Source organism: Streptomyces melanosporofaciens, assembly GCF_900105695.1.
GTDB classification, from domain to species: domain Bacteria; phylum Actinomycetota; class Actinomycetes; order Streptomycetales; family Streptomycetaceae; genus Streptomyces; species Streptomyces antimycoticus.
The window spans coordinates 4,112,570-4,131,910 of the sequence record NZ_FNST01000002.1 but is presented as its reverse complement, the minus strand read 5'-3'; the positions used below and the strand labels follow the sequence as shown (position 1 = coordinate 4,131,910).

General features: G+C 72.6%; 16 protein-coding genes and 1 pseudogene. 9 read left to right on the top strand and 8 right to left on the bottom strand.

The window, feature by feature from the left end:
* The first annotated feature begins 120 nt into the window (after positions 1-120).
* The gene (gene afsR, locus BLV72_RS20540; RefSeq protein WP_093463974.1) at positions 121-3,045 is read left to right on the top strand and encodes an SARP-family global regulator AfsR; all 2,925 of its coding nucleotides are present in this window, start codon (positions 121-123) and stop codon (positions 3,043-3,045) included.
* Between the two features lie 214 nt (positions 3,046-3,259).
* Positions 3,260-3,622 (top strand): hypothetical protein, encoded by a 363-nt coding sequence (locus BLV72_RS20535; RefSeq protein ID WP_143059794.1) that lies wholly within the window; start codon positions 3,260-3,262, stop codon positions 3,620-3,622.
* 548 nt (positions 3,623-4,170) lie between these two features.
* On the opposite strand, the gene BLV72_RS20530 is transcribed toward BLV72_RS20535, so the two are convergent.
* Together BLV72_RS20530 and BLV72_RS49975 are read right to left on the bottom strand one after the other, a co-directional pair.
* Positions 4,171-5,781, bottom strand: a complete 1,611-nt coding sequence (locus tag BLV72_RS20530; protein ID WP_093463971.1) for a FadD3 family acyl-CoA ligase — start codon at positions 5,779-5,781, stop codon at positions 4,171-4,173.
* Positions 5,782-5,842: 61 nt separating this feature from the next.
* On the bottom strand, positions 5,843-5,989 hold the full coding sequence (locus BLV72_RS49975; protein ID WP_244320879.1) for a hypothetical protein: 147 nt from the start codon (positions 5,987-5,989) through the stop codon (positions 5,843-5,845).
* Between BLV72_RS49975 and BLV72_RS20525 the strand changes: the two genes are divergently transcribed.
* From BLV72_RS20525 to BLV72_RS20515, 3 genes are read left to right on the top strand one after another with little or no spacing between them, the layout of a single operon-like run.
* Positions 5,961-7,100 carry a lipid-transfer protein gene (locus BLV72_RS20525; protein WP_244320877.1) on the top strand — a complete coding sequence of 380 codons (1,140 nt, stop codon included), beginning with the start codon at positions 5,961-5,963 and terminating at the stop codon, positions 7,098-7,100. The two genes, BLV72_RS49975 and BLV72_RS20525, sit on opposite strands and share 29 nt — an antisense overlap.
* An 8-nt stretch (positions 7,101-7,108) precedes the next feature.
* Positions 7,109-7,642 (top strand): Zn-ribbon domain-containing OB-fold protein, encoded by a 534-nt coding sequence (locus BLV72_RS20520; protein WP_244320876.1) that lies wholly within the window; start codon positions 7,109-7,111, stop codon positions 7,640-7,642.
* Entirely contained in the window at positions 7,639-8,406 is a 768-nt protein-coding gene (locus BLV72_RS20515; RefSeq protein WP_093463968.1) for an enoyl-CoA hydratase/isomerase family protein, read from the top strand. The genes BLV72_RS20520 and BLV72_RS20515 overlap by 4 nt, the downstream gene beginning before the upstream one ends.
* Positions 8,407-8,435: 29 nt before the next feature.
* Here BLV72_RS20515 and BLV72_RS20510 read toward each other — a convergent pair whose 3' ends face one another.
* The 4 genes from BLV72_RS20510 to BLV72_RS20495 all read right to left on the bottom strand — a co-directional run bounded on the left by BLV72_RS20510 (position 8,436) and on the right by BLV72_RS20495 (position 13,481).
* Positions 8,436-8,999, bottom strand: coding sequence for a hypothetical protein (locus BLV72_RS20510; protein WP_093463967.1), 564 nt, complete (start codon positions 8,997-8,999; stop codon positions 8,436-8,438).
* Between the two features lie 120 nt (positions 9,000-9,119).
* A complete protein-coding gene (locus BLV72_RS20505) occupies positions 9,120-9,668 on the bottom strand; it encodes a hypothetical protein (RefSeq protein WP_093463965.1) in 549 nt (182 codons plus the stop codon).
* A 157-nt stretch (positions 9,669-9,825) separates the two neighbouring features.
* The gene (gene afsK, locus BLV72_RS20500) at positions 9,826-12,465 is read right to left on the bottom strand and encodes a protein serine/threonine kinase AfsK (RefSeq protein WP_093463964.1); all 2,640 of its coding nucleotides are present in this window, start codon (positions 12,463-12,465) and stop codon (positions 9,826-9,828) included.
* Between the two features lie 230 nt (positions 12,466-12,695).
* Positions 12,696-13,481, bottom strand: coding sequence for a VOC family protein (locus tag BLV72_RS20495; protein ID WP_093463962.1), 786 nt, complete (start codon positions 13,479-13,481; stop codon positions 12,696-12,698).
* A gap of 398 nt (positions 13,482-13,879) precedes the next feature.
* Here BLV72_RS20495 and BLV72_RS20490 point away from each other — a divergent pair, with 398 nt between their 5' ends.
* The gene (locus tag BLV72_RS20490) at positions 13,880-14,527 is read left to right on the top strand and encodes a TetR family transcriptional regulator (RefSeq protein WP_078643001.1); all 648 of its coding nucleotides are present in this window, start codon (positions 13,880-13,882) and stop codon (positions 14,525-14,527) included.
* Between the two features lie 313 nt (positions 14,528-14,840).
* Here the strand turns inward: BLV72_RS20490 and BLV72_RS20485 are convergent, their stop codons facing one another.
* Both BLV72_RS20485 and BLV72_RS20480 read right to left on the bottom strand, forming a co-directional pair.
* Positions 14,841-15,323 (bottom strand): nitroreductase family deazaflavin-dependent oxidoreductase, encoded by a 483-nt coding sequence (locus BLV72_RS20485; RefSeq protein WP_093463961.1) that lies wholly within the window; start codon positions 15,321-15,323, stop codon positions 14,841-14,843.
* A pseudogene (locus BLV72_RS20480) lies at positions 15,323-16,737 on the bottom strand (acyl-CoA dehydrogenase family protein). The gene BLV72_RS20485 and the pseudogene BLV72_RS20480 overlap by 1 nt, the downstream one beginning before the upstream one ends.
* A 187-nt stretch (positions 16,738-16,924) precedes the next feature.
* Between BLV72_RS20480 and BLV72_RS51080 the strand changes: the two are divergent.
* The 3 genes from BLV72_RS51080 (at position 16,925) to BLV72_RS20470 (ending at position 19,289) form a co-directional block, all read left to right on the top strand.
* On the top strand, positions 16,925-17,053 hold the full coding sequence (locus tag BLV72_RS51080; protein WP_014054266.1) for a hypothetical protein: 129 nt from the start codon (positions 16,925-16,927) through the stop codon (positions 17,051-17,053).
* Positions 17,054-17,223: 170 nt separating this feature from the next.
* Positions 17,224-18,402 carry a thiolase C-terminal domain-containing protein gene (locus tag BLV72_RS20475; protein ID WP_093463959.1) on the top strand — a complete coding sequence of 393 codons (1,179 nt, stop codon included), beginning with the start codon at positions 17,224-17,226 and terminating at the stop codon, positions 18,400-18,402.
* A gap of 182 nt (positions 18,403-18,584) precedes the next feature.
* On the top strand, positions 18,585-19,289 hold the full coding sequence (locus BLV72_RS20470) for a pyridoxine/pyridoxamine 5'-phosphate oxidase (RefSeq protein WP_093463958.1): 705 nt from the start codon (positions 18,585-18,587) through the stop codon (positions 19,287-19,289).
* Positions 19,290-19,341 lie beyond the last annotated feature (52 nt).

The window sequence follows — 19,341 nt, the reverse complement described above, 5'->3', positions numbered from 1 at the left end:
CGGCAAACGGAGGTCTCGAAGTCGGGCGGGCCTTGTGGAGAGGTCCGGCCCCTACTGACGTGAGGGGTATCGGCAAGGCAAACTGGCCCGTGCAACTGGGAGCGGAGGCAGGGGGAGACCATGGCCGGCGAGAAGGAGCGGGCGCAGGAGCAGTCCTTGCGCTTCACCGTGCTCGGTCCGGTACGGGCCTTTCGGGGCGAGGAACAGCTGAGCACCGGATCACCGCAGCAAAGAGCCCTGCTCGCCGCTCTGTTGCTGCGCGGCGGGCGCACCGCCACCGCCCCCGAACTCGTCGACGCCCTGTGGGGCGACGATCCGCCGGACGCCGCGATCGCGGCGCTGCGCACCTACGCCTCCCGGCTGCGCAAGGCCTTCGCCCCGCATTCGGACATCCTGGTCAGCGAATCGGGCGGCTACGCGGTCCAAGTGGGCCTCGGGGCCCTGGACATCGATGTGGCCGAGAGCCTGGCGGCGGAGGCGGAGAAGGCCCGGCACTCGGGCGACCGGCTGCGCGCCCATGAGCTCATCGGCCGGGCGCTGGACCTCTGGGACGGTGAGGCCCTGGCCGGGCTGTCGGGGCCCTATGCCACGACGCAGCGCGCCCGGCTGTCGGAGTGGCAGCTCGTGCTCACCGAGACCAGACTCGATCTCGACCTGGAGCTGGGCCACCACACCGAGGTGGTCTCCGAGCTCACCGCGCTGACCGCCGCCCATCCGCTCCGGGAGCGGCTGCGCGAGCTGCTGATGCTGGCGCTCTACCGCAGCGGCCGGCAGGCCGAGGCCCTGGCGGTGTACAACGACACCCGGCGGCTGCTCGCCGAGGACCTCGGCGTGGACCCCTGCCCGGAGCTGTCCGAGCTGCATCAGCGCATTCTGCAGGCGGATGCCGAGCTGGCGAGCCCGGTGGACGACCGCACGTACGCCGGGCCCAGCTTCGTGCGACCGGCCCAGCTGCCCGCGACGGTCGCGGACTTCACCGGCCGGGTCGCCTTCGTCGAGGAGCTGAGCGATGAGCTCGCCACCGCCGAGGGGCGTGTCATGGCCGTGTCAGCCGTGGCCGGAATCGGTGGGGTCGGCAAGACGACGCTCGCCGTGCACGTCGCCCACGCGGCCCGCGGCCACTTCCCCGACGGCCAGCTCTACGTCGACCTCCAGGGCGCCGGTCCGGTGCCCGCGGAGCCCAACGCGATCCTGGGCGCCTTCCTGCGCGCCCTCGGCACCCCGGACAGCGCGATCCCCGAGGGCGTCCACGAGCGGGCCGCGCTCTACCGCTCGATGCTGGACGGCCGCCGGGTGCTCACGCTGCTCGACAACGCACGCGACGCCGCACAGGTCAGGCCGCTGCTGCCCGGTACGCCGGGCTGCGCCGCGCTGATCACCAGCCGGACCCGGATGGTCGACCTGGAGGGCGCCCACCTGGTCGACCTGGATGTGATGAGCCCCGAGGAGGCCTTGGTCCTCTTCACCCGCATCGTGGGCGCGGAGCGGGTCAGCTCCGAGCGCGACGCGGCCATGGACGTGGTGGCGGCCTGCGGCTTCCTGCCGCTGGCCATCCGGATCGCGGCCTCCCGGCTGGCCTCGCGCCGCACCTGGACCGTCTCCACGCTGGCGCGCAAGCTCGCCAACCAGCGCCGGCGGCTGGACGAGCTGCGGGCGGGCGACCTGGCCGTACGGGCCACCTTCGAGCTGGGCTACGGCCAGTTGGAGCCGCCGCAGGCCCGGGCGTTCCGGCTGCTGGGGCTCGCGGACGGCCCCGACATCTCGCTCGCCGCGGCGGCCGTCGTCCTGCAGCTGGACACCTTCGACGCCGAGGAGCTCCTGGAGTCCCTGGTCGACGCCTCCCTGCTGGAGTCCGCGGCGCCCGGCCGCTACCGCTTCCACGACCTCGTACGGCTCTACGCGCGTGACCGCGCGGAGCGGCACCAGTCGGCCGCGGAACGCGAGGCGGCGCTCTCCCGGCTGCTGAACTTCTACCTCGCCACGGCGGCACGGGTGTACGCCATGGAGCGGCCCGGCGACCGGCTGGGCGACCACCTGGCCCCCGCCGACCACCCCGGCCTGGTCTTCCCGCATCAGGGCGCCGCCTTGGACTGGCTGTTCACCGAGGCGGACTGCCTGCTGGCCTGCGCCCAGCAGGCCGCCTCGGGCACCACCCTGGGCCGGGCGGCGGATCTGCTGCTCGCCGCCATGGACCTGGCCGAATCCGGTGCCAACGCCCCGCGCTACGAGGCCGTCGCCCGCGTCGTCAGCGAGACGGCGCACACGGTCGGCGACACCCGGGCCGAGGGCCGGGCCCGCACCTGCCTGGCCAAGGTGCGCAACCTCACCGGCCGGCTGGAGGAGGCCGACGCCGAGGCGGAGCGCGCCCTGGCCCTGGGCTCCACGGTCGAGGACCACGTGACCATGGGGCGCGCCCTCACCGAGCGCGGCATCATCGCGCACCTCAGCCGCACCCGCTGGGACGACGCGGAGCGGCACTTCCTCCGCGCCATCGACGCCTACCGGGCCGTGGACGACCAGCCCGGCGAGGCCAGCGCGCTGTGCAACCTGTCCCGCGCGTATGTGGAGATGGGCCGGATCGACAGCGCCGTGGATCTGGCCCGGCAGGGCGTGCGGATCTACGGAAGCCTGGGGCGCACCCTGCGCCTGGCCAACGGTAAGTACGCGCTGGGTATCGCCCTGACCGGGTCGGGAAGCCTGACCCACGCGCTGGAGCAGCTCACCGAGGCCCTCGGCCTCTTCCGTGAGCACCGCCAGCCGCTCTGGGAGGGCATGACCCACCAGCGGATGGCCGAGGCGCATCTGTCCATCGGGCGCCCGGCGGAGGCCGCCACCCACGCCGAACAGGCCCTCGCCCTGCGGGGCATCGGGGGCGAGTGGCGCCGCGCCATCGTGCTGACGCTGCTCGGCAAGGCGCTGCTGGAGCTCGGCCAGAACGAGCGCGCGGATGCCTGCTGGCGGGAGGCGCTGTCGATTCACGAGCGGCTGGGAGCACCGGAGGCGGAGGACGTCCGGGGGCTTCTGGCCCCCGCGACCGCGGCATAATCGCGCGTCCCGCCGACCGTTCATCAATCGTTTATCGCCGTCCGGGAGTCTTAGTACCGGTCGACCCGTCCCCGCGGGGGGCAGACGGGTCGGTTGCGAGGTCACACCGTAAGGTGGGCGGCCCTTTTGAGACACCCGTCCGGCGACCCACGGGGGAGTCGCCGGGCGGGTGTCAACGGGCCTCTACCGACCAGAGCATCCGATGGAGTTGATCGTGACAAGCACGGACAAGAAGCCCCAGTCCGACACCTACCGGCCACTGGAGGCCGACCCGGCGACCCTCACACCTCAGGACGAGGGCCACACGCCGGCGCCGCCGCAGGCGGTCACGCTGGGCGAAGGCCACACGCCCGCCCCGCCGCAGCTGAGCACGCAGGGGGAGGGGCACACGCCCGCACCTCCGCAGCTCAGCACCATGGACGAGGGTCACACCCCGGCGCCGCCGCAGCTCAGCACGGAAGGAGAGGGCCACACGCCCGCACCTCCGCAGCTCAGCACCAAGGGCGAGGGTCACACCCCGGCGCCGCCGCAGCTGAGCGCCGAGGGCGAGGGCCACACTCCCTCGGCACCCCAGTAGGCCGCCACGGAACGTCGTTCGTATCCACCAGGTAACCGCGGGGCCGATGTCGATGACGCGGAGGGGACGTCATCGGCGTCGGCCCCTCTGTGCGGGCGCCTCCGGACGATCGGCTCCGCGCACCACCGGGCGGGCCCCCTTTTCGCCAAGCTTCGACCAGTTCCGGCCAGATGGCCGAACACACGTACCCCTCTTTGTTAATTTGCAGTACAAAATAGATAATCACCCCCCGTATCGGAGGAACCGGAATGACTCGTGCCACAAAGGGCATTGCGACCTTGATTATCGCGATAGGTGCCGCGGTCGGAGCCACAAGCCAGACAGCCGCATTCGCAGCTGCAAGCGATAGTCACACCCCTATCGTCGGCGTGGACAGTAGCGAATACGCCACTGCCGCCGCCCCGGCCCCGCAGGGCGAGGGCCATGCCCCCACCAGCCCGCAGTAGGCGCGGCGAGACGACTTACGCAAGCCGGAGGGGCCGGGCGAACATGCCCGGCCCCTTGGTGATGCCCCCGCCCGCGCACGCCTTCGGCGGCGGCCGGGGGTCTTACGAGACCGACCGGCCCGCCCGCAGCTCGGCCTTGAGGACCTTGCCACTGGCGTTGCGCGGCAGCTCGGCCAGGAACACCACCTGCCGCGGCACCTTGTAGTTGGCCATCTCCCGGCGCGACCAGGCGATCAGATCGTCCGCCGTCAGCGTCGAGTCCGGGCGGCGGACCGCGTAGGCCTTGGCCACCTCGCCCAGGCGCGGGTCCGGGACGCCGACGACGGCGACATCGGCCACATCGGGGTGGCGGGCGATGAGTTGCTCGATCTCGGCCGGATAGGCGTTGAAGCCGCCGACGATGAACATGTCCTTGATGCGGTCGGTGATGCGCAGATTGCCCTGCTCGTCCATCACCCCGACATCGCCGGTCCGCAGCCAGCCGTCGGGGGTGATGGTGCGGGACGTGGCGATCGGATCCTCGAAGTAGCCGGGGGTGATGTGGTAGCCGCGGACCCAGACCTCGCCCGGCCGCCCCGGCGGGAGTTCGCGTCCGGAGCGATGGACGATCTTGACCTCGGTGTCCGGAATCGCGCGGCCCGCCGTGCCCGCGATGACCTCGGGCGGATCGCCACGGCGGCACATCGTGACGGTGCCGGACGCCTCCGTCAGGCCGTACGCCGTCAGGACGGTGGCGACCCCGAGCTCCGAGCGCAGCCGTTCCACCAGCTCCAGCGGGACCACGGCGGCGCCGGTGACGACCAGGCGCAGCGTGGACAGGTCGTGGGCGGCGCGGGACGGGTAGTCGAGGAGCGACTGGTGGAGGGTGGGCGGGCCGGGGAGGACGGTGATGCGCTCGGCGGCGATGTTGGCCAGGGCGGTCTCCACACTGAAGACCGGCTGCGGCACCATCGTGGCGCCGCGGCTCAGACAGGCGATGATGCCCGCCTTGTAGCCGAAGGTGTGGAAGAACGGGTTCACGATCAGATAGCGATCGCCCGCCGCCAGCCCCGTAATCTCGCTCCAGGTGTCGAAGACGCGCACGGTCTGGAAGTGCGTGCTCACCACGCCCTTGGGCCGGCCGGTGGTGCCGGAGGTGAAGGTGATGTCGGAGGGGTCCGTGGGGCGCACCGCCTCCGCCCGGGACCGGACCTCCTCCGGCGCTACGGCGTCGCCCAGCGCCAGGAAGTCCTTCCAGGTGCGGAAGTCCTCCGGGCCGTTGTCGGCGAGGACGACCACCTCGCGCAGGTAGGGCAGGCGTGGCAGGGGGCCGTGGCCCACCCCGTCCCCCGCCGCCCGGCGCAGCGACGCCACATACGAGGTGCCCAGGAAGGTGCCGGTGATGAACAGGTGTGAGGCCCGGGTGCGGCGCAGCACATACGCCGCCTCGGCGCCCTTGAAGCGGGTGTTGACCGGGACCAGCACGCCGCCCGCGGTGACCGCGCCGAGCGCCGCCACGATCCAATCGGTGGTGTTGGGCGCCCAGATCGCGGCGCGGTCGCCCGGTTCGAGGCCCGAGGCGACGCACGCGGCCGCGGCCCGTTCGATCCGGGCGCCCAGCTCGGCGTACGAGACCCTGGCGCGGCCCTCGACCACGGCCTCGGCCGGGCCGTATCGCTCGACCGCCGCCCGGATCAGGGCCGGGACGGTGTTCGCCTGTGCCATCCGTTGCATCGGACCGCTCCCCTCCCCGGAACCCGGGACGGACGACCCCACTAGCTGACTACCCGTCAGATTAGCGGTAGCCTTCCCCGCTGTCAGCACCGGTGAACGCGACCACGGAGGCGGCCATGGGGGCGACGAGGACGGCGACGGGAGCGACGGTGGGGTCGACGGGGACGGCGGGGCCGACCTTGAAGGACGCGACGGCGATAGCGGGCATCGGGCAGACCCCCTTCGCCAAACGCCTGCCCGAGTCCGAGAAGACCCTGGCCTGCCGGGCGATCCTGGCCGCGCTCGACGACGCCGGTATCGCCCCGTCCGAGGTGGACGCCTTCGCCTCGTACACCATGGAGGAGACCGACGAGGTCGAGGTCGCCAAGGCCATCGGCGCCGGGGATGTGACCTTCTTCAGCAAGGTCGGCTACGGGGGCGGCGGTTCCTGTGCGACCGTCGCGCATCTGGCCGCCGCGGTCGCCACCGGACAGGCGAGCGTCGGGGTGGCCTGGCGGTCGCGCAAACGCGGCAGCGGGCCGCGCCCCTGGACCAACACCCGGGCGCAGCTGCCCACCCCGGCCCAGTGGACCCGGCCGTACGGACTGCTGCGCCCGGCCGATGAGATCGGGCTGCTGGCCCGGCGCTATATGCATGAGTACGGCGCGACCCGCGATCACTTCTTCAATGTGGCGCTGGCCTGCCGCAACCGGGCCAATCAGAACCCCGCCGCGATCATGTACGACCGCCCGCTGACCCGCGAGATGTATATGACCGCGCGCTGGATCAGCGAACCCCTCTGCCTCTTCGACAACTGCCTGGAGACCGATGGCGCGCTGGCCTGTGTGGTGGTGTCGGCCGAGCGGGCGCGCGACTGCCGGCAACGGCCCGTGTACGTGCACTCCGCCGCCCAGGGGCTGCCCGCCCAGCACCATGGGATGGTCAACTACTGGAACGACGACCCGCTCACCGGCCCCTCCTGGACCGCCGCCCGCCGGCTGTGGAAAACCGCCGACTTCGGGCCGCAGGACGTGGATGTCGCGCAGATCTACGACGCGTTCACCCCGCTGATCCCGCTCTCGCTGGAGGGCTACGGCTTCTGCGCCCGCGGCGAGGGCGCCGCCTTCACCGAGGGGGGCGCGCTGGAGATCGGCGGACGGCTGCCGCTCAACACCGGCGGGGGCGGCCTCAGCGAGGCGTACGTCCACGGCTTCAACCTCATCACCGAGGGGGTCAGACAGCTGCGCGGCACCGGCACCGCCCAGGTCCCCGGCGCCACGACCTGCCTGGTCACGGCGGGTGAAGGGGTTCCCACATCGGCCCTGCTGCTGAGGAGTTGACCGACGTCATGACACGGCTGGACGCGACAACGGACACGACGGCCGACACGACAACGGGCACGACGGCTGACCCGACGACGGCCGCGAGCGGCGGTAGCGAGGGGTCCGACGGGCTGCTGGCGCCCGTGCCCGACGAGGACGGGGCGCCCTTCTTCGCCTACGCGGCGCACGGCGAACTGCGCGTCCAGTGCTGCGCCGACTGCGGCGAACCGCGCTTCCCGCCCCGGCCCTGCTGCCCCCACTGCCAGTCCTTCGACTGCCTGTGGAAAAAGATGAGCGGCCGTGGCCGGATCTGGTCGTACGTGCTGCCCCATCCCCCGCTGTTGCCCGCCTACGCGGAGCAGGCGCCGTACAACGTCGTCCTCGTGGAGCTCGCGGACGCCCCGCGCATCCGGCTGGTGGGCAATCTGGTCGCCACCGCGGACGCCGCGCTGAACTCGGTCCCGCCGGAGCGGATCCGCATCGGCGCGCCCGTGAAGGCCGCCTTCCACGCCACGGACGGCGGGCTCACGGTGGTGCGCTGGCTGCTGGAGCGGCCATGACGGTCCGCACCCGGGTGGAGGAGAGCGGGGTCGCGGTCGTCACCCTCGACCGGCCCGAGCGGCACAACGCCATCGACCTGGAGACGGTCGGCGAACTGACGGCCATATGGCGGCGCCTCCGCCATGACGACGCGGTCCGGGCCGTCGTCCTCACCGGCGCGGGCGGCCGGGCCTTCAGCACCGGCATCGACCGCTCGGTGGAGGTCGCGCAGCCGCCGTCGCCCTACGCGATGGACGATCCGCTGCGCACCGTCGGGCCCAAGGCGAACGACCTGTGGAAGCCGGTGGTCGCGGCGGTGGCCGGGATGGCGTGCGGCGGGGCGTTCTATCTGCTGGGCGAGGCGGAGTTCATCGTCGCCGACGAGACGGCGGCCTTCTTCGATCCGCACACCAGCTATGGGATGGTCAGCGCCTACGAGGCCGTCTATATGGCGCAGCGGATGCCGATGGGCGAGGTCGCGCGGATGGCGCTGATGGGGACCGCGGAACGGCTCTCGGCCCGGCGGGCGTATGAGACGGGCCTGGTCAGCGAGGTGGTCCCGGCCGGTGAGGCCCTTACGGCGGCCATGCGCGCCGCGTCGGTCATCGCGTCGTACCCGACGGAGGCGGTGCAGGGGACCGTAAGGGCGCTATGGGCGGCGAAGGAGGCGGCGCTGGCCCAGGCGCTCGCACAGGCCCCGCAGTTGATCGCGCTGGGCAATCTGCCGCCGGGGCGCCAGGCCGCGCTCTTCGCGGCCCGTACGCCCGGCTTCCGTACGCGGTGAGCCCACCGGCACCGGATCGGCTCGGGGCCTCAGGTGGAGCTCGGGTACTTGAGCGCCGAGGTGACCTTGCAGGTGAAGGAGGTCTGCTCGGTGAGGTAGCGGTAGGAGGTGGCGCTGAGGGTCTGGCTGCTTCCGGACGCCACGGTGACCGACTTGTAGTCGGATCCCAGCAGGCTGCCGCCGCTCTGGTTCTCCCACTCGATGGTGATCGAGTAGTGCATGGACTGCGTCTCGGGGTTCCTGAGGTTGAGGGTGTACTGGAACGAGTGGGTCGACTCGTCGTAGTCGCAGCCGGTGGCGGTGATGTCGTTCGTGCCGTCCGAGTTGTAGGTGGGCGGCGCGGAGTAGGTGTAGGAGGGCGAGGGGGCCCCGTACGACGGCACGTCGAGGTCGGAGGGGACTCCGCTGGGCAGGTCGGTGGGCAGACCGGTGGGAAGGTCGGTGGGGCCGGATGCCGGGTTGTCGCCGCCGCTCCCGCCCGAGACGAACCCGCCGAGGCCGCTGTCGTGGCTTCGGCCCTTCTTTCCGCACCCGGTCAGCGCGATGAGCCCGACCAGGGCGACGGCGAATATCCGCATGGAGCGGCGTTGCATGGCATTACCCCCGTTGAAAAGACACATTCAAGCCAGCCAGGGCTGGTTGACAAGTGCACGCCACCCTAGCAACGGGCTTCGCTACCCCAAAGTCACCTACGAGCGCGCCTGGCCCGGCTCTCAGAGGACGGAGACGACCTCGCACCGCACCACGGTTCCCGACACCGAGGGATCATCGAGTGGCACCTGTACGGTCCTCCACTTCCCCGCGGGGACCCGCACATCGGCACGCCCGGTGGTCAGGGTCGAACCGTCCCGGTCCTGGAAGCTCATGTCGACGAGGTAGGTGTCGGCCGCGCCCGAGCGGTTGCGCACCTTCACGGTCGCCGCCGGATGGCCGCTCTTGTCCTTGCCCGCGCAGACGACGACGGTCGCCTGGGGCGCGTTGGGCGACGTCGTGCCGCTGGACGCGCTGTCGCCGTAGTCGTCATCGTCGTAGTCGCGGTAGCGGGAACCGCCGGAGCCCGAACCGGTGGTGGAGCTCTCGTCGTCGGAGTCCGGGTAACCACCAGAACCGGAACCGGAACCCGAGCCCGACCCCGAGTGGTGCGAGGAGGAGCTGGAACAGCCGCCTCCGCCACCCCCGTGGCCATGGCCGCGCCCCTTGAACCCGGTCAGCGCCACCAGCACCACGGTGAGCACGGCCGCCAGCCGTAGACCACGCCGCATCACAGACCCCGTCCCCCGAAGACCGCGTAGAGAGTTACCCATCGACCTCCCGGCTCCCAGGAGGTCGATGAACGCCCGCAACCGTAGCAGGAATTGTCAGGGACACAGCCCGCGGCCAGCCGCCCCGGCGCATCACCGCGCCCCCGCTGGGGGTCGGTCAGGCCCGGCCGCCCGACGGCCGGGACTGGCCCGTGCCCTTGACCGCGTCCAGCGCGTAGACGCAGCGGTCCTTGCTGCAGGCGTACACCACACCCGCGGCGGCCACCGGGGACCCGGTGATCTCGCCGCCGGTCGCCAGCTTCCAGCGCAACTGTCCGCCCGCCGCGTCCACCGTGTAGAGGCAGTGGTCGGCCGAGCCGAAGTGGACCCGGCCGTCGGCGACCACCGGCGAGCCGATGACCTCGCCGCCCGCCGCGAACCGCCACTTGGGCGTGCCGGTGACCGCGTCGAGCGTGTAGAGCGCGCTGCCGCTGCCCAGATGGACCGAGCCGTCGGCCACCAGCACCGGCTCGGTCGACTGCCGGGCCTCGGTGGCGATACGCCAGCGGTCGCGGCCGTTCGCCGCGTCCAGCGCGTACACCGTGCCCAGATAGTCGGCGATGTAGATGCCGCCGCCGGTCACCGCGGGCCCCGGCGCGTACGCGGGGGCGCACAGGAAAACGGCGGGCGCCTCGAAACGCCACCGCACATCCCCGCGGGCGGCGTCGAGCGCGAGTACCCGCGTCCCCGCCGAGACGTAGACCACCCCGTCGGGCGCCGCCAGCAGACGCAGCGGCACACCGCCGCAGGACGCCGCGTCGCCCACCGGATACGACCAGCGCTCCGCGCCGGTGCGCGCCTCCAGGGCGCGCAGCCGCGCGTCAGCCCACACATACACCGTGCCGTCGTGGACGGCCGGGCCGGACTCGGGCGTCTCGAAGTCGGTCTGCAGGCCCTGCATCTCCCACAGCAGCTCGCCGTTGGCCGCCTCCCACGCCTGGACGCCACCGCCGCGCGTCCCGGTGACGACCGTGCCGCGGTCGACCTTGAGGGAGTAGACCCAGCCGTCGGTCGACAGCCGCCAGCGCTCGGCGCCGTCCTCCGCGTCCAGCGCGTACAGCGTGGGGCCGTCGGAGGCGTGGATCCGGCCGTTCTCCACGGCCATCGCCCACGCCACGTCGCGGGTCTTGAACTGGCGACGACCGGTGGCCACATCCAGCGCGTGCACCTCGAACGAGGTCACATACAGCAGATCGCCGGCCACCGCCGGGGTGCCCCAGACGTCGTTGGACATCCGGAACCGCCACGGGCGCCAGCGGCCGTGCCCGGCTCCTCCGGCCTGCGGCTCGGGCGGCTCGGCCGGCGGGGCGTGGGTCGGCGGCGGGACGGCGGCCGTGCCGTCGCCTCCGTTCAGCCCTCCGGTGGTCACCCCGGCCGGCGGGCGCACCCAGCCGGTCGCGGGCCCGGTGCCGTGCTGCGGCTGCGGATCCCGCCCCTGGTCGGCCCGGAGCCCCGGACCGATCGGCACCTGCGAACCGGGCAGCCGCACCGATCCGTCGGCCCCGGCGGGCGCCGGAGCGGGCGCGGCGGCAGCGGACGGGGCGGCGTGCCGCCCGGGCCCGATGGAGCCCAGCGCGCTCGGCGGGCTCGCGGCCTCCGGCGCGCGCAGACCCCCGCGCGGATCGCCCACGCCCACGGGCTCCCAGCCGCCCGCACCGGCGGGCCCGCCCGCGGCCGCGCCGTGCCGCCCGCCATGACCCTCCGCGGGGCCTCCCGCGGCGGGGGCGTAGGAGGGCGGCGGCGTGGGCGGACGCTCCGGCGGAAGCGGCGCGGACGGCCGGCTGCCGTCGTTGGCGGCGTGCCCGGCGACCCCGGGACGGCCGCCTCCGGACGCGGGCCGGGCGGAGCCGCGCACCTGGTTGCGGCCGCTGCGCTTGCGCTCGATGAGCGCGACGGCGCCGGGCGGCAGCCAGGCCGAGGCCGTACCGCTGTCGTCGGCGTTGGAGGCGAACAGATGCGGGGCGAGCTGGGACTGCAGATCGGCCGGGGACGGCCGCCGCTCGGGCTCCATCTGCATGCACGACTCGATGAGCGGCCGCAGCTCGTCGGGCAGCCCGGCCAGGTCGGGGCCCTCGCGCAGCAGCATGAACACGGTCTCCACCGGGTTGGCGCCGTGGAAGGGCGCGTGCCCGGTGGCCGCGAAGGTCAGGGTCGAGCCGAGCGAGAAGATGTCGCTCGCGCCCGTCACGCTGCGTGAGTCGCGCGCCTGCTCGGGCGACATATAGGCGGGGGTGCCGACCGCGACGTTGGTCATCGTCAGCCGGGTGTTCGAAACACCGGAGGCGATACCGAAGTCGATCACCCGCGGGCCGTCCTCGACGACCAGCACATTGGACGGCTTCAGATCCCGGTGGACCAGGCCCGCGCCATGGATGGACTGCAGCGCCTCGGCCACCCCGGCCGCCAGCCACCGAACCGCCTGGGCCGGCATCGGCCCGCACTCGTTGACGATTTCCTCGAGGGACGGCGCCGGCACATAGGCCGTGGCCAGCCAGGGCACCGCGGCGCGCGGATCGGCGTCCACGACGGCGGCCGTATAGAAGCCGCTGACCGCGCGGGCCGCCTCCACCTCACGGGTGAACCGGACACGGAACAGCTGGTCCTCAGCGAGCTCGGTCCGGACCGTCTTGATCGCGACCCGTCGGCCCGATGCCGAGCGGGCCAGATAGACCAGCCCCATGCCGCCCGCGCCGAGACGGCCGAGCACCTCGAAAGGGCCGATCCGCCTCGGATCGTGCTGCGTCAGCTGCTCCACCACTTGCCTGCCACCTCCCCGTGGGGGCTTGAAAAAATACAGCCCCGTGCAGCGTCTCACCGACAAACCAACCGGCGGCACGCATCCTGCATTCTCTCTGGCGAAGGCGGCGGTTGCGAACCCGGGGGCGAATCGTCGTGTCATCGGGCGATACGGAGCCGGGGACCGTCCGGTTCGACCGAGGATCATCTAAGTGCCCTCAGGCCCGTATCGCCCAGTTCCCCGGCCGGGGTTCAGCCTGCCGTCGAGGTGTCGATGACGGCGAAGGCCGCGCCCTGATTGTCCGCAAGAACCGCGAAACGCCCGTACGGCGTATCTTCGGCGGTCTTGAGAACCCGCCCGCCCAGCCGGTGGGCCGTGCGCAACGTCCGATCGCAATCCGCCACCACAAAGTACGTCAGGAAGTGGGCGGGCAGAACGGTCGGGTACTCCTCGCCGATCACGACGCGTCCGCCGATCGCGTGACGAGGGTCCGGGGGCTCCCCGCGCGGCGTCCACAGGACCAGGTCGGCCGGCGCGCCCTCGGCGGAGGGCTCCATCCCGTATCCGAAGACCGCCCGGTAGAAGGCGTCCACGGCGCGCGGCTGACGGGTGTGGACCTCGGTCCAGCCGTACGAACCGGGCCCGCCGCGCCGCCCGAAGCCGGTGTGGCTGCCCGCCTGCCAGATCCCGAAGACGGCGCCGCCCGGGTCGGCGGCCGTCGCCATGACGCAGAACCGGTCGATCCACACCGGCGGGGTGATCACCCGGCCACCGGCCTCGCGGATCCGGGCGGCGGTCGCGGCGGCGTCCTGGGCGGCGAAGTAGATGTTCCAGACGGTGGGCATCCGGCCGTCCGGCTTGGGGACCAGCCCCGCGACCTCCTTACCGCCGAGGAGGGCACGGGTGTACGAGCCGTAGTCCGTGGCGATCTCCTCAAAGGCCCAGCCGAACAGCTCACCGTAGAAGCGCCGGCCCGCCGCGAGGTCGGACAGCAGCACATCCGCCCAGCAGGGCACGCCTTCCGCGAATGCCGCCATGGCCCGGGTCCTCTCGCGTCCCTCGGTCCTCGGAGCTAGGTCACAGCCCGTTTGGAGATGCTTGGCGCGTGTTTGGAGCCGCTTGGCTCGTTTACCTCACTTGCCACGCTAACGGGGGATCGCCCGGTCTGCTCGCCCCGGAACTCGAAATATTTGGCCAATCCTTTTCGCGCCAAGACGGATCCGACCGCGTCATCCACTGTTGTTATCCACAGCCTGTTGATAACACAATTCACACGTGTGGGTGAGCAGTGATTGAGGGCTTGACGACGGCGGACAGGGGTCGGAATCAGCCATTCCAGCCTGCTCAGCGAGGCACACAAACCCTCTCATCCCGCCCTAACCCCATTTGCACGCAGCCGAATCGCGCTCCGATCACCCCTCGGTAAGCTGACGGCATGACAGGACAAGTACGCACAGTCGACGGGCGGGTGGCCGGTCGTCGCGGGCAGGCGACGCGGCAGAAGCTGCTCGACTGCCTCGGCGAGATGCTCAGCACATCCCCGTATCGAGACGTCAAGGTCATCGATGTCGCACGTAAGGCAGGGACCTCGCCTGCGACGTTCTACCAGTACTTCCCCGATGTGGAGGGTGCCGTCCTCGAGCTCGCTGAGGAGATGGCGAAGGAGGGTGCGAACCTGACCGATCTGGTCGCCGACCGCTCATGGGCGGGCAAGTCCGGCGCGGCGGCGTCGGAGGACCTGGTCGAGGGGTTCCTCTCCTTCTGGCGCAAACACGACGCCATCCTGAGGGTGGTCGATCTGGGCGCCGCCGAGGGCGACAAGCGGTTCTACAAGATCCGCATGAAGATCCTCAATTCCGTCACCAACTCCCTTACGGACGCCGTCAAGGAGCAGCAGGCCAAGGGCCGGATCGACGAGGACCTCAACCCCGGGGCCATCGCGGGCTCGCTGGTCGCGATGCTGGCCGCGGTCGCGGCGCACCAGAAGGGCTTCCAGAGCTGGGGCGTCAAGCAGGCCGACCTGCGGCCGAGCCTGACCTGGCTCGTCCACCTCGGCGTCACCGGGCGCAAACCGCCGAAGTAACGAATCGGCACCCTTCTCCTGCCCCTTCCCTCGGCCTCTCCCTGCCGGCCTCTCGATGCCGGCCGCCCGGCCGAGCCCGCACGTCCTGTCACGCCGCGGCGGATCACTCCCGAGTGATCCGCCGCGGCCTTTTTGCGCCCCGCCGCGGCCGCCAGGACTTTTTTGCGCCCCGCCGCGGCCGCCACCGGCCATGGGGTCGCCGGGGAGGGCCATGGAGGGCCGGGGCCGGCTGGCGGGCGACGGACCGGTCCACAGCGCTCCCATACGGGTCCCTCGGACCGGCTCAGCGCTCCCCGCAGGCCCCGCAGACCGCTCAGTGCTCCTCGGCGCGGTGGAGGCGGAAGAGGCGGATCTCGCGTTCCACCCGCGACTGATAGCTCGCGTACGGCGGCCAGAAGGCGAGGGCCGCTGCCCAGGCCGCCTCGCGCTCGGCGCCCTCCAGCAGCCGTGCCCGGACGGCGATGTCCCGGCCCCGCCAGCTGATCTCCGCTTCCGGGTGCTTCAGGAGGTTCCCGGTCCAGGCCGGATGGCCCGGGCGGCCGAAGTTGCTGCCGATCAGGAGCCAGGTGCCGCCGTCCTCCGGCATACAGGCCAGCGGCGTACGGCGGGGAAGCCCCGACCTCGCGCCGCGCGCGGTAAGGATCACGCCGGGCAGCATCCGCGCGCTCGGCAGCACCTTGCCGCGGGTCAGCCGGTGGACGGTGCGGTCGAAGGCGGGGATGACATGGGGCGCGACCTTGGCGAAGGCGCGGGTCGAGGACACCTTTCGGACCAGCTTCACGCCGTAACCGGCCATCAGACCTTCACCGCCTTCCGCGGCCCGTCACGCCCGTCCCGCCCGTCGGGCCTATCGCGCCTGTCAGATCCATCGTGCCGACTGCGCCCGCCGTATCCACCGTTCCCCTCGCGCCCGTCATGGCCGCCGTAAGGAGCGCGGTCGGCCGCGCCGAAGAGCCCTTCCCGTTCCGCGGCCCGGGCCCGCAGCCGGTGGACGGGGCCGAAGAGCAGCTCGTCGGAGGCGGCCCGCTTGAAGTAGAGATGGGCCTCATGCTCCCAGGTGAAGCCGATGCCGCCGTGCAGCTGCACCGCCTCGGCCGCGGCCGTGCGCTGCGCCTCCAGCGCCTGCGCGAGCGCGAGCCCACCCGCCACCGCGGCGTCCGTGCCTTGCGCACCACCCGGGGCCGCGTCCGTGCCTTCCGCGCCGCCTGGGGCCGCGTCCGCGCCCTCCGCGCCGTCCTGGGCGGCGGCCCAAGCCGCGTAATAGGCCGCCGAACGGGCCGCCTGGACCGCGACGTACACATCCGCCAGCCGGTGCTTGACCGCCTGGAACGAGCCGATCGGGCGGCCGAACTGCTCACGCGCCCGCACATAGTCGACCGTCCGCGCGAGGGCCGCGTCCGCCGCCCCCACGGCCTCGGCGGCGAGCACGGCCGCGGCCGCCGTACCCACTGCCGCCAGCGCCTTCGCCACCCCGTCCCCGCTCCCGCCGTCATCCATCCCCAGCAGCTCGGCGGGTACGTTCCGCAGCTCGATGCGGGCCTGCGGGCGCGTCGCGTCGAGCGCGGTCAGCCGGGTGCGGACCAGCCCGTCCGCCCCCGCCGGTACGAGGAACAGCAGTGTCCGCCCGCGCGTATAGCCCCCGGCGCGGGCGGCGACCAGCAGCAGCTCGGCGCTGTGCCCGTCCAACACCTGCTCCACCTGCCCGTACAGCCGCCACCCCGCACCGCCGTCGCTGTCCGGGCGCGCCTGGACACCCCCGCGCGCCCCCCACCGGCCCACGCGCCGTCCCGTGCTCCTACGAGCCCGAGCGCTTCCGGCAGCGCGCGCCCCGGCACCCCGAGCGCCGCCGTAAGGGCGCCCTCCGCGATACGCGGCAGCAGCTCGGCGCGCTGCGCCTCCGTCCCGACCGCGGCGACCAGGGGCGCGGCGAACACGGCGGTGGCCAGAAGCGGCGACGGCAGCAGCACGCGCCCCGTCTCCTCACAGGCCAGCGCCAGCTCGGTGATCCCGCAGCCGACGCCCCCGTAGGCCGACGGAAGGGCCAGGCCCGGCAGCCCGAGCGTCCGGGCGAGCTGCCGCCACAGGGCCTCGTCGTAGCCGGGCGCGGTCTGGACCGCCGCCTTGACCTCGTTCGGCCCGCACCGCTCCCGCAGGAGTGTGCGCAGCGTACGGCGGATCTCGTCCTGTTCCTCGGTGAACGCGGCGTCCATCGGCGAGCACCTCCGCTTTCTGACGGGCCGTCATACTAGAGACGGGCTCCGGACTTTCCCACCCCTCCGCCGCCCTCCACGGCTAAACTGCCGACACCTCCCCACGTTCCTCCCCACTGGCTCCGCCGGAGCGCAGACCGGCGGTGGCCCTGTCCTCCGGGGCCTGTCGGAGGAGCGAGGAGGGGTGATGGACGATCGGAGCACGCAGGAGACGAGCGACGACCGATGGACCGGCCCTGACAAGTGGCAGGTCATCATTGGAGTGCTGAGCCTTCTGGTGGCGATCGCCGCTTGTGTGGGGCAGTTCCTGCAGTAGCCGGGCGCCTCACGCGTGGTCCGGACGGGGCTTGTGTTCGAGGCGCGAGCACGGCCATACGGGAGAGCGTCCGGACCACCCCCTTCCCCCGACATACGCGCGCGCAGCACCCCATCCACCCCCTTCCACACCCTCTTCCCCTTCCCCTAATCTGATGTACCGTCAGATTCATGTCGCCCGCAGCGCAGCGCGCCCGTAAGGTCGCCGTCGTCGGCGTCTCCCTCTCCGACTGCGGCCGCGTCGACACGGCCACCCCCTACGCCCTCCACGCCCAGGCCGCCCGCCGGGCCCTCGCCGACTCCGGGCTCGACCGGTCGGTCGTCGACGGCTTCGCCTCGGCGGGGCTCGGCACCCTCGCGCCGGTCGAGGTGGCCGAGTATCTGGGGCTGCGGCCGGCCTGGACCGACTCGACGGCCGTCGGCGGCTCCACCTGGGAGGTCATGACGGCGCACGCGGCGGACGCGATCGCCGCCGGGCACGCCCGCGCCGTCCTGCTCGTCTACGGCTCCACCGCCCGCGCCGACATCCGCGCGGGCCGCCGCACCGCGAACCTCTCCTTCGGGGCGCGCGGACCACTGCAGTTCGAGGTCCCGTACGGGCACACGCTGGTCGCCAAGTACGCGATGGCCGCGCGCCGCCATATGCATGAGTACGGGACCACCCTCGAGCAGCTCGCGGACATCGCCGTTCAGGCGCGTATCAACGCCGGGCACAATCCGGACGCGATGTTTCGCGAACCGATCACGGTCGATGACGTCCTGAGCGGCCCGATGATTGCCGACCCCTTCACCAAACTGCACTGCTGCATCCGCTCGGACGGCGGCTGCGCGGTGCTGCTCGCGGCCGAGGAGTACGTACCGGACACGGCGAAACCCCCGGTGTGGGTGCTGGGATCGGGCACGGCCGTCTCGCACACCACCATGTCCGAATGGGACGACTTCACGGTCTCCCCGGCCGCCGCCTCGGGGCGGGCGGCCTTCGCCCGAGCCGGCGTCCGGCCGTCGGATATCGATGTGGCCGAGCTCTATGACGCCTTCACCTATATGACCCTGGTGACCCTCGAGGACCTGGGTTTCTGCGCCAAAGGCGAGGGCGGGCCGTTCGCGGCGAAGGGACGGCTGACGCGGGACGGCGAGCTGCCGACCAATACCGACGGCGGCGGCCTCTCCGCCTGCCACCCGGGGATGCGCGGACTGTTCCTGCTGGTCGAGGCGGTACGGCAGCTGCGCGGGGAGGCCGGGGAGCGGCAGGTCCACAAGGCGGGCGGACGGCTGCCGGAGCTGGCCGTGGCGTCGGGGACGGGGGGCTGGTTCTGCTCAGCGGGCACGGTCGTCCTGGGCCGCGGCTGACCGGGCCACCGTGGGGGCGCGGGACCAGCCCGACGGCCGGGCTCGCGCCGGTCCCGGTTCGGCCCGCGCCAGCCGTACGTACGCCCCCGCTTGCCCCGGCCGTACGTACGCCCCCGCTTGCCCCGGCCGTACGTACGCCCCCGCTTGCCCCGGCCCGCCGCGGGTGATCGGATGGGGAGCCGATGAGCGATGACCAGGGTAATGACCAGAATGAGGCCGAGGCATTCCGCGCGGTGCTGCGCGGCCTGCGCGTACCCCATGCGGGCGATCTGCCGGTCTTCGACCCGGACACGGCCCCGGACGCACCGCTTCCGCTCTTCCGGCGGTGGCTGCGGGAGGCCGCCGAGACGGGGGAACCCGGCCCGCACACCATGACCTTGGCCACCGCGGCCGCCGACCGCCGCCCGTCCCAGCGCACGGTGATGCTGCACGACGCCGATGAGCACGGCTGGCACTTCGGCACCCATCGCACCAGCCGTAAGGGCCGGGAGCTGGCCGAGAACCCGCACGCCTCGCTCGCGTTCCACTGGATGCGGGCGGGCCGTCAGGTGCGCGTCAGCGGGCGGGTCGGCGAGGCCGGGCCGGAGGAGAGCGCGGCCGATCTGCGCGGCCGGTCCCCCGCGGCGCTCGCGGCGGCACTGGCCGGGAGCGGCCGGCAGAGCGAGGTGCTCGGCTCGTACGAGGAGCTGCTACGGGCCTTCGAGGCGGCGTACGAGCGGGCCGAACGCGAGCCGGACGCGACCGCTCCCACCTGGACGCTGTACGTCCTGGAGGCGGACGAGGTCGAGTTCTACCAGGAGGAGGCGCGGCGGCGGCACGTACGGCTCCGCTACCGCCGCGACCCCAGTGAGCGCGGCGGCTGGCGGCGGGAGCTGCTGTGGCCGTAGGGGCGGTACGGCCCTATGGCGGCGACCGTAAGGGTGCGACGAAAAGGCGAAC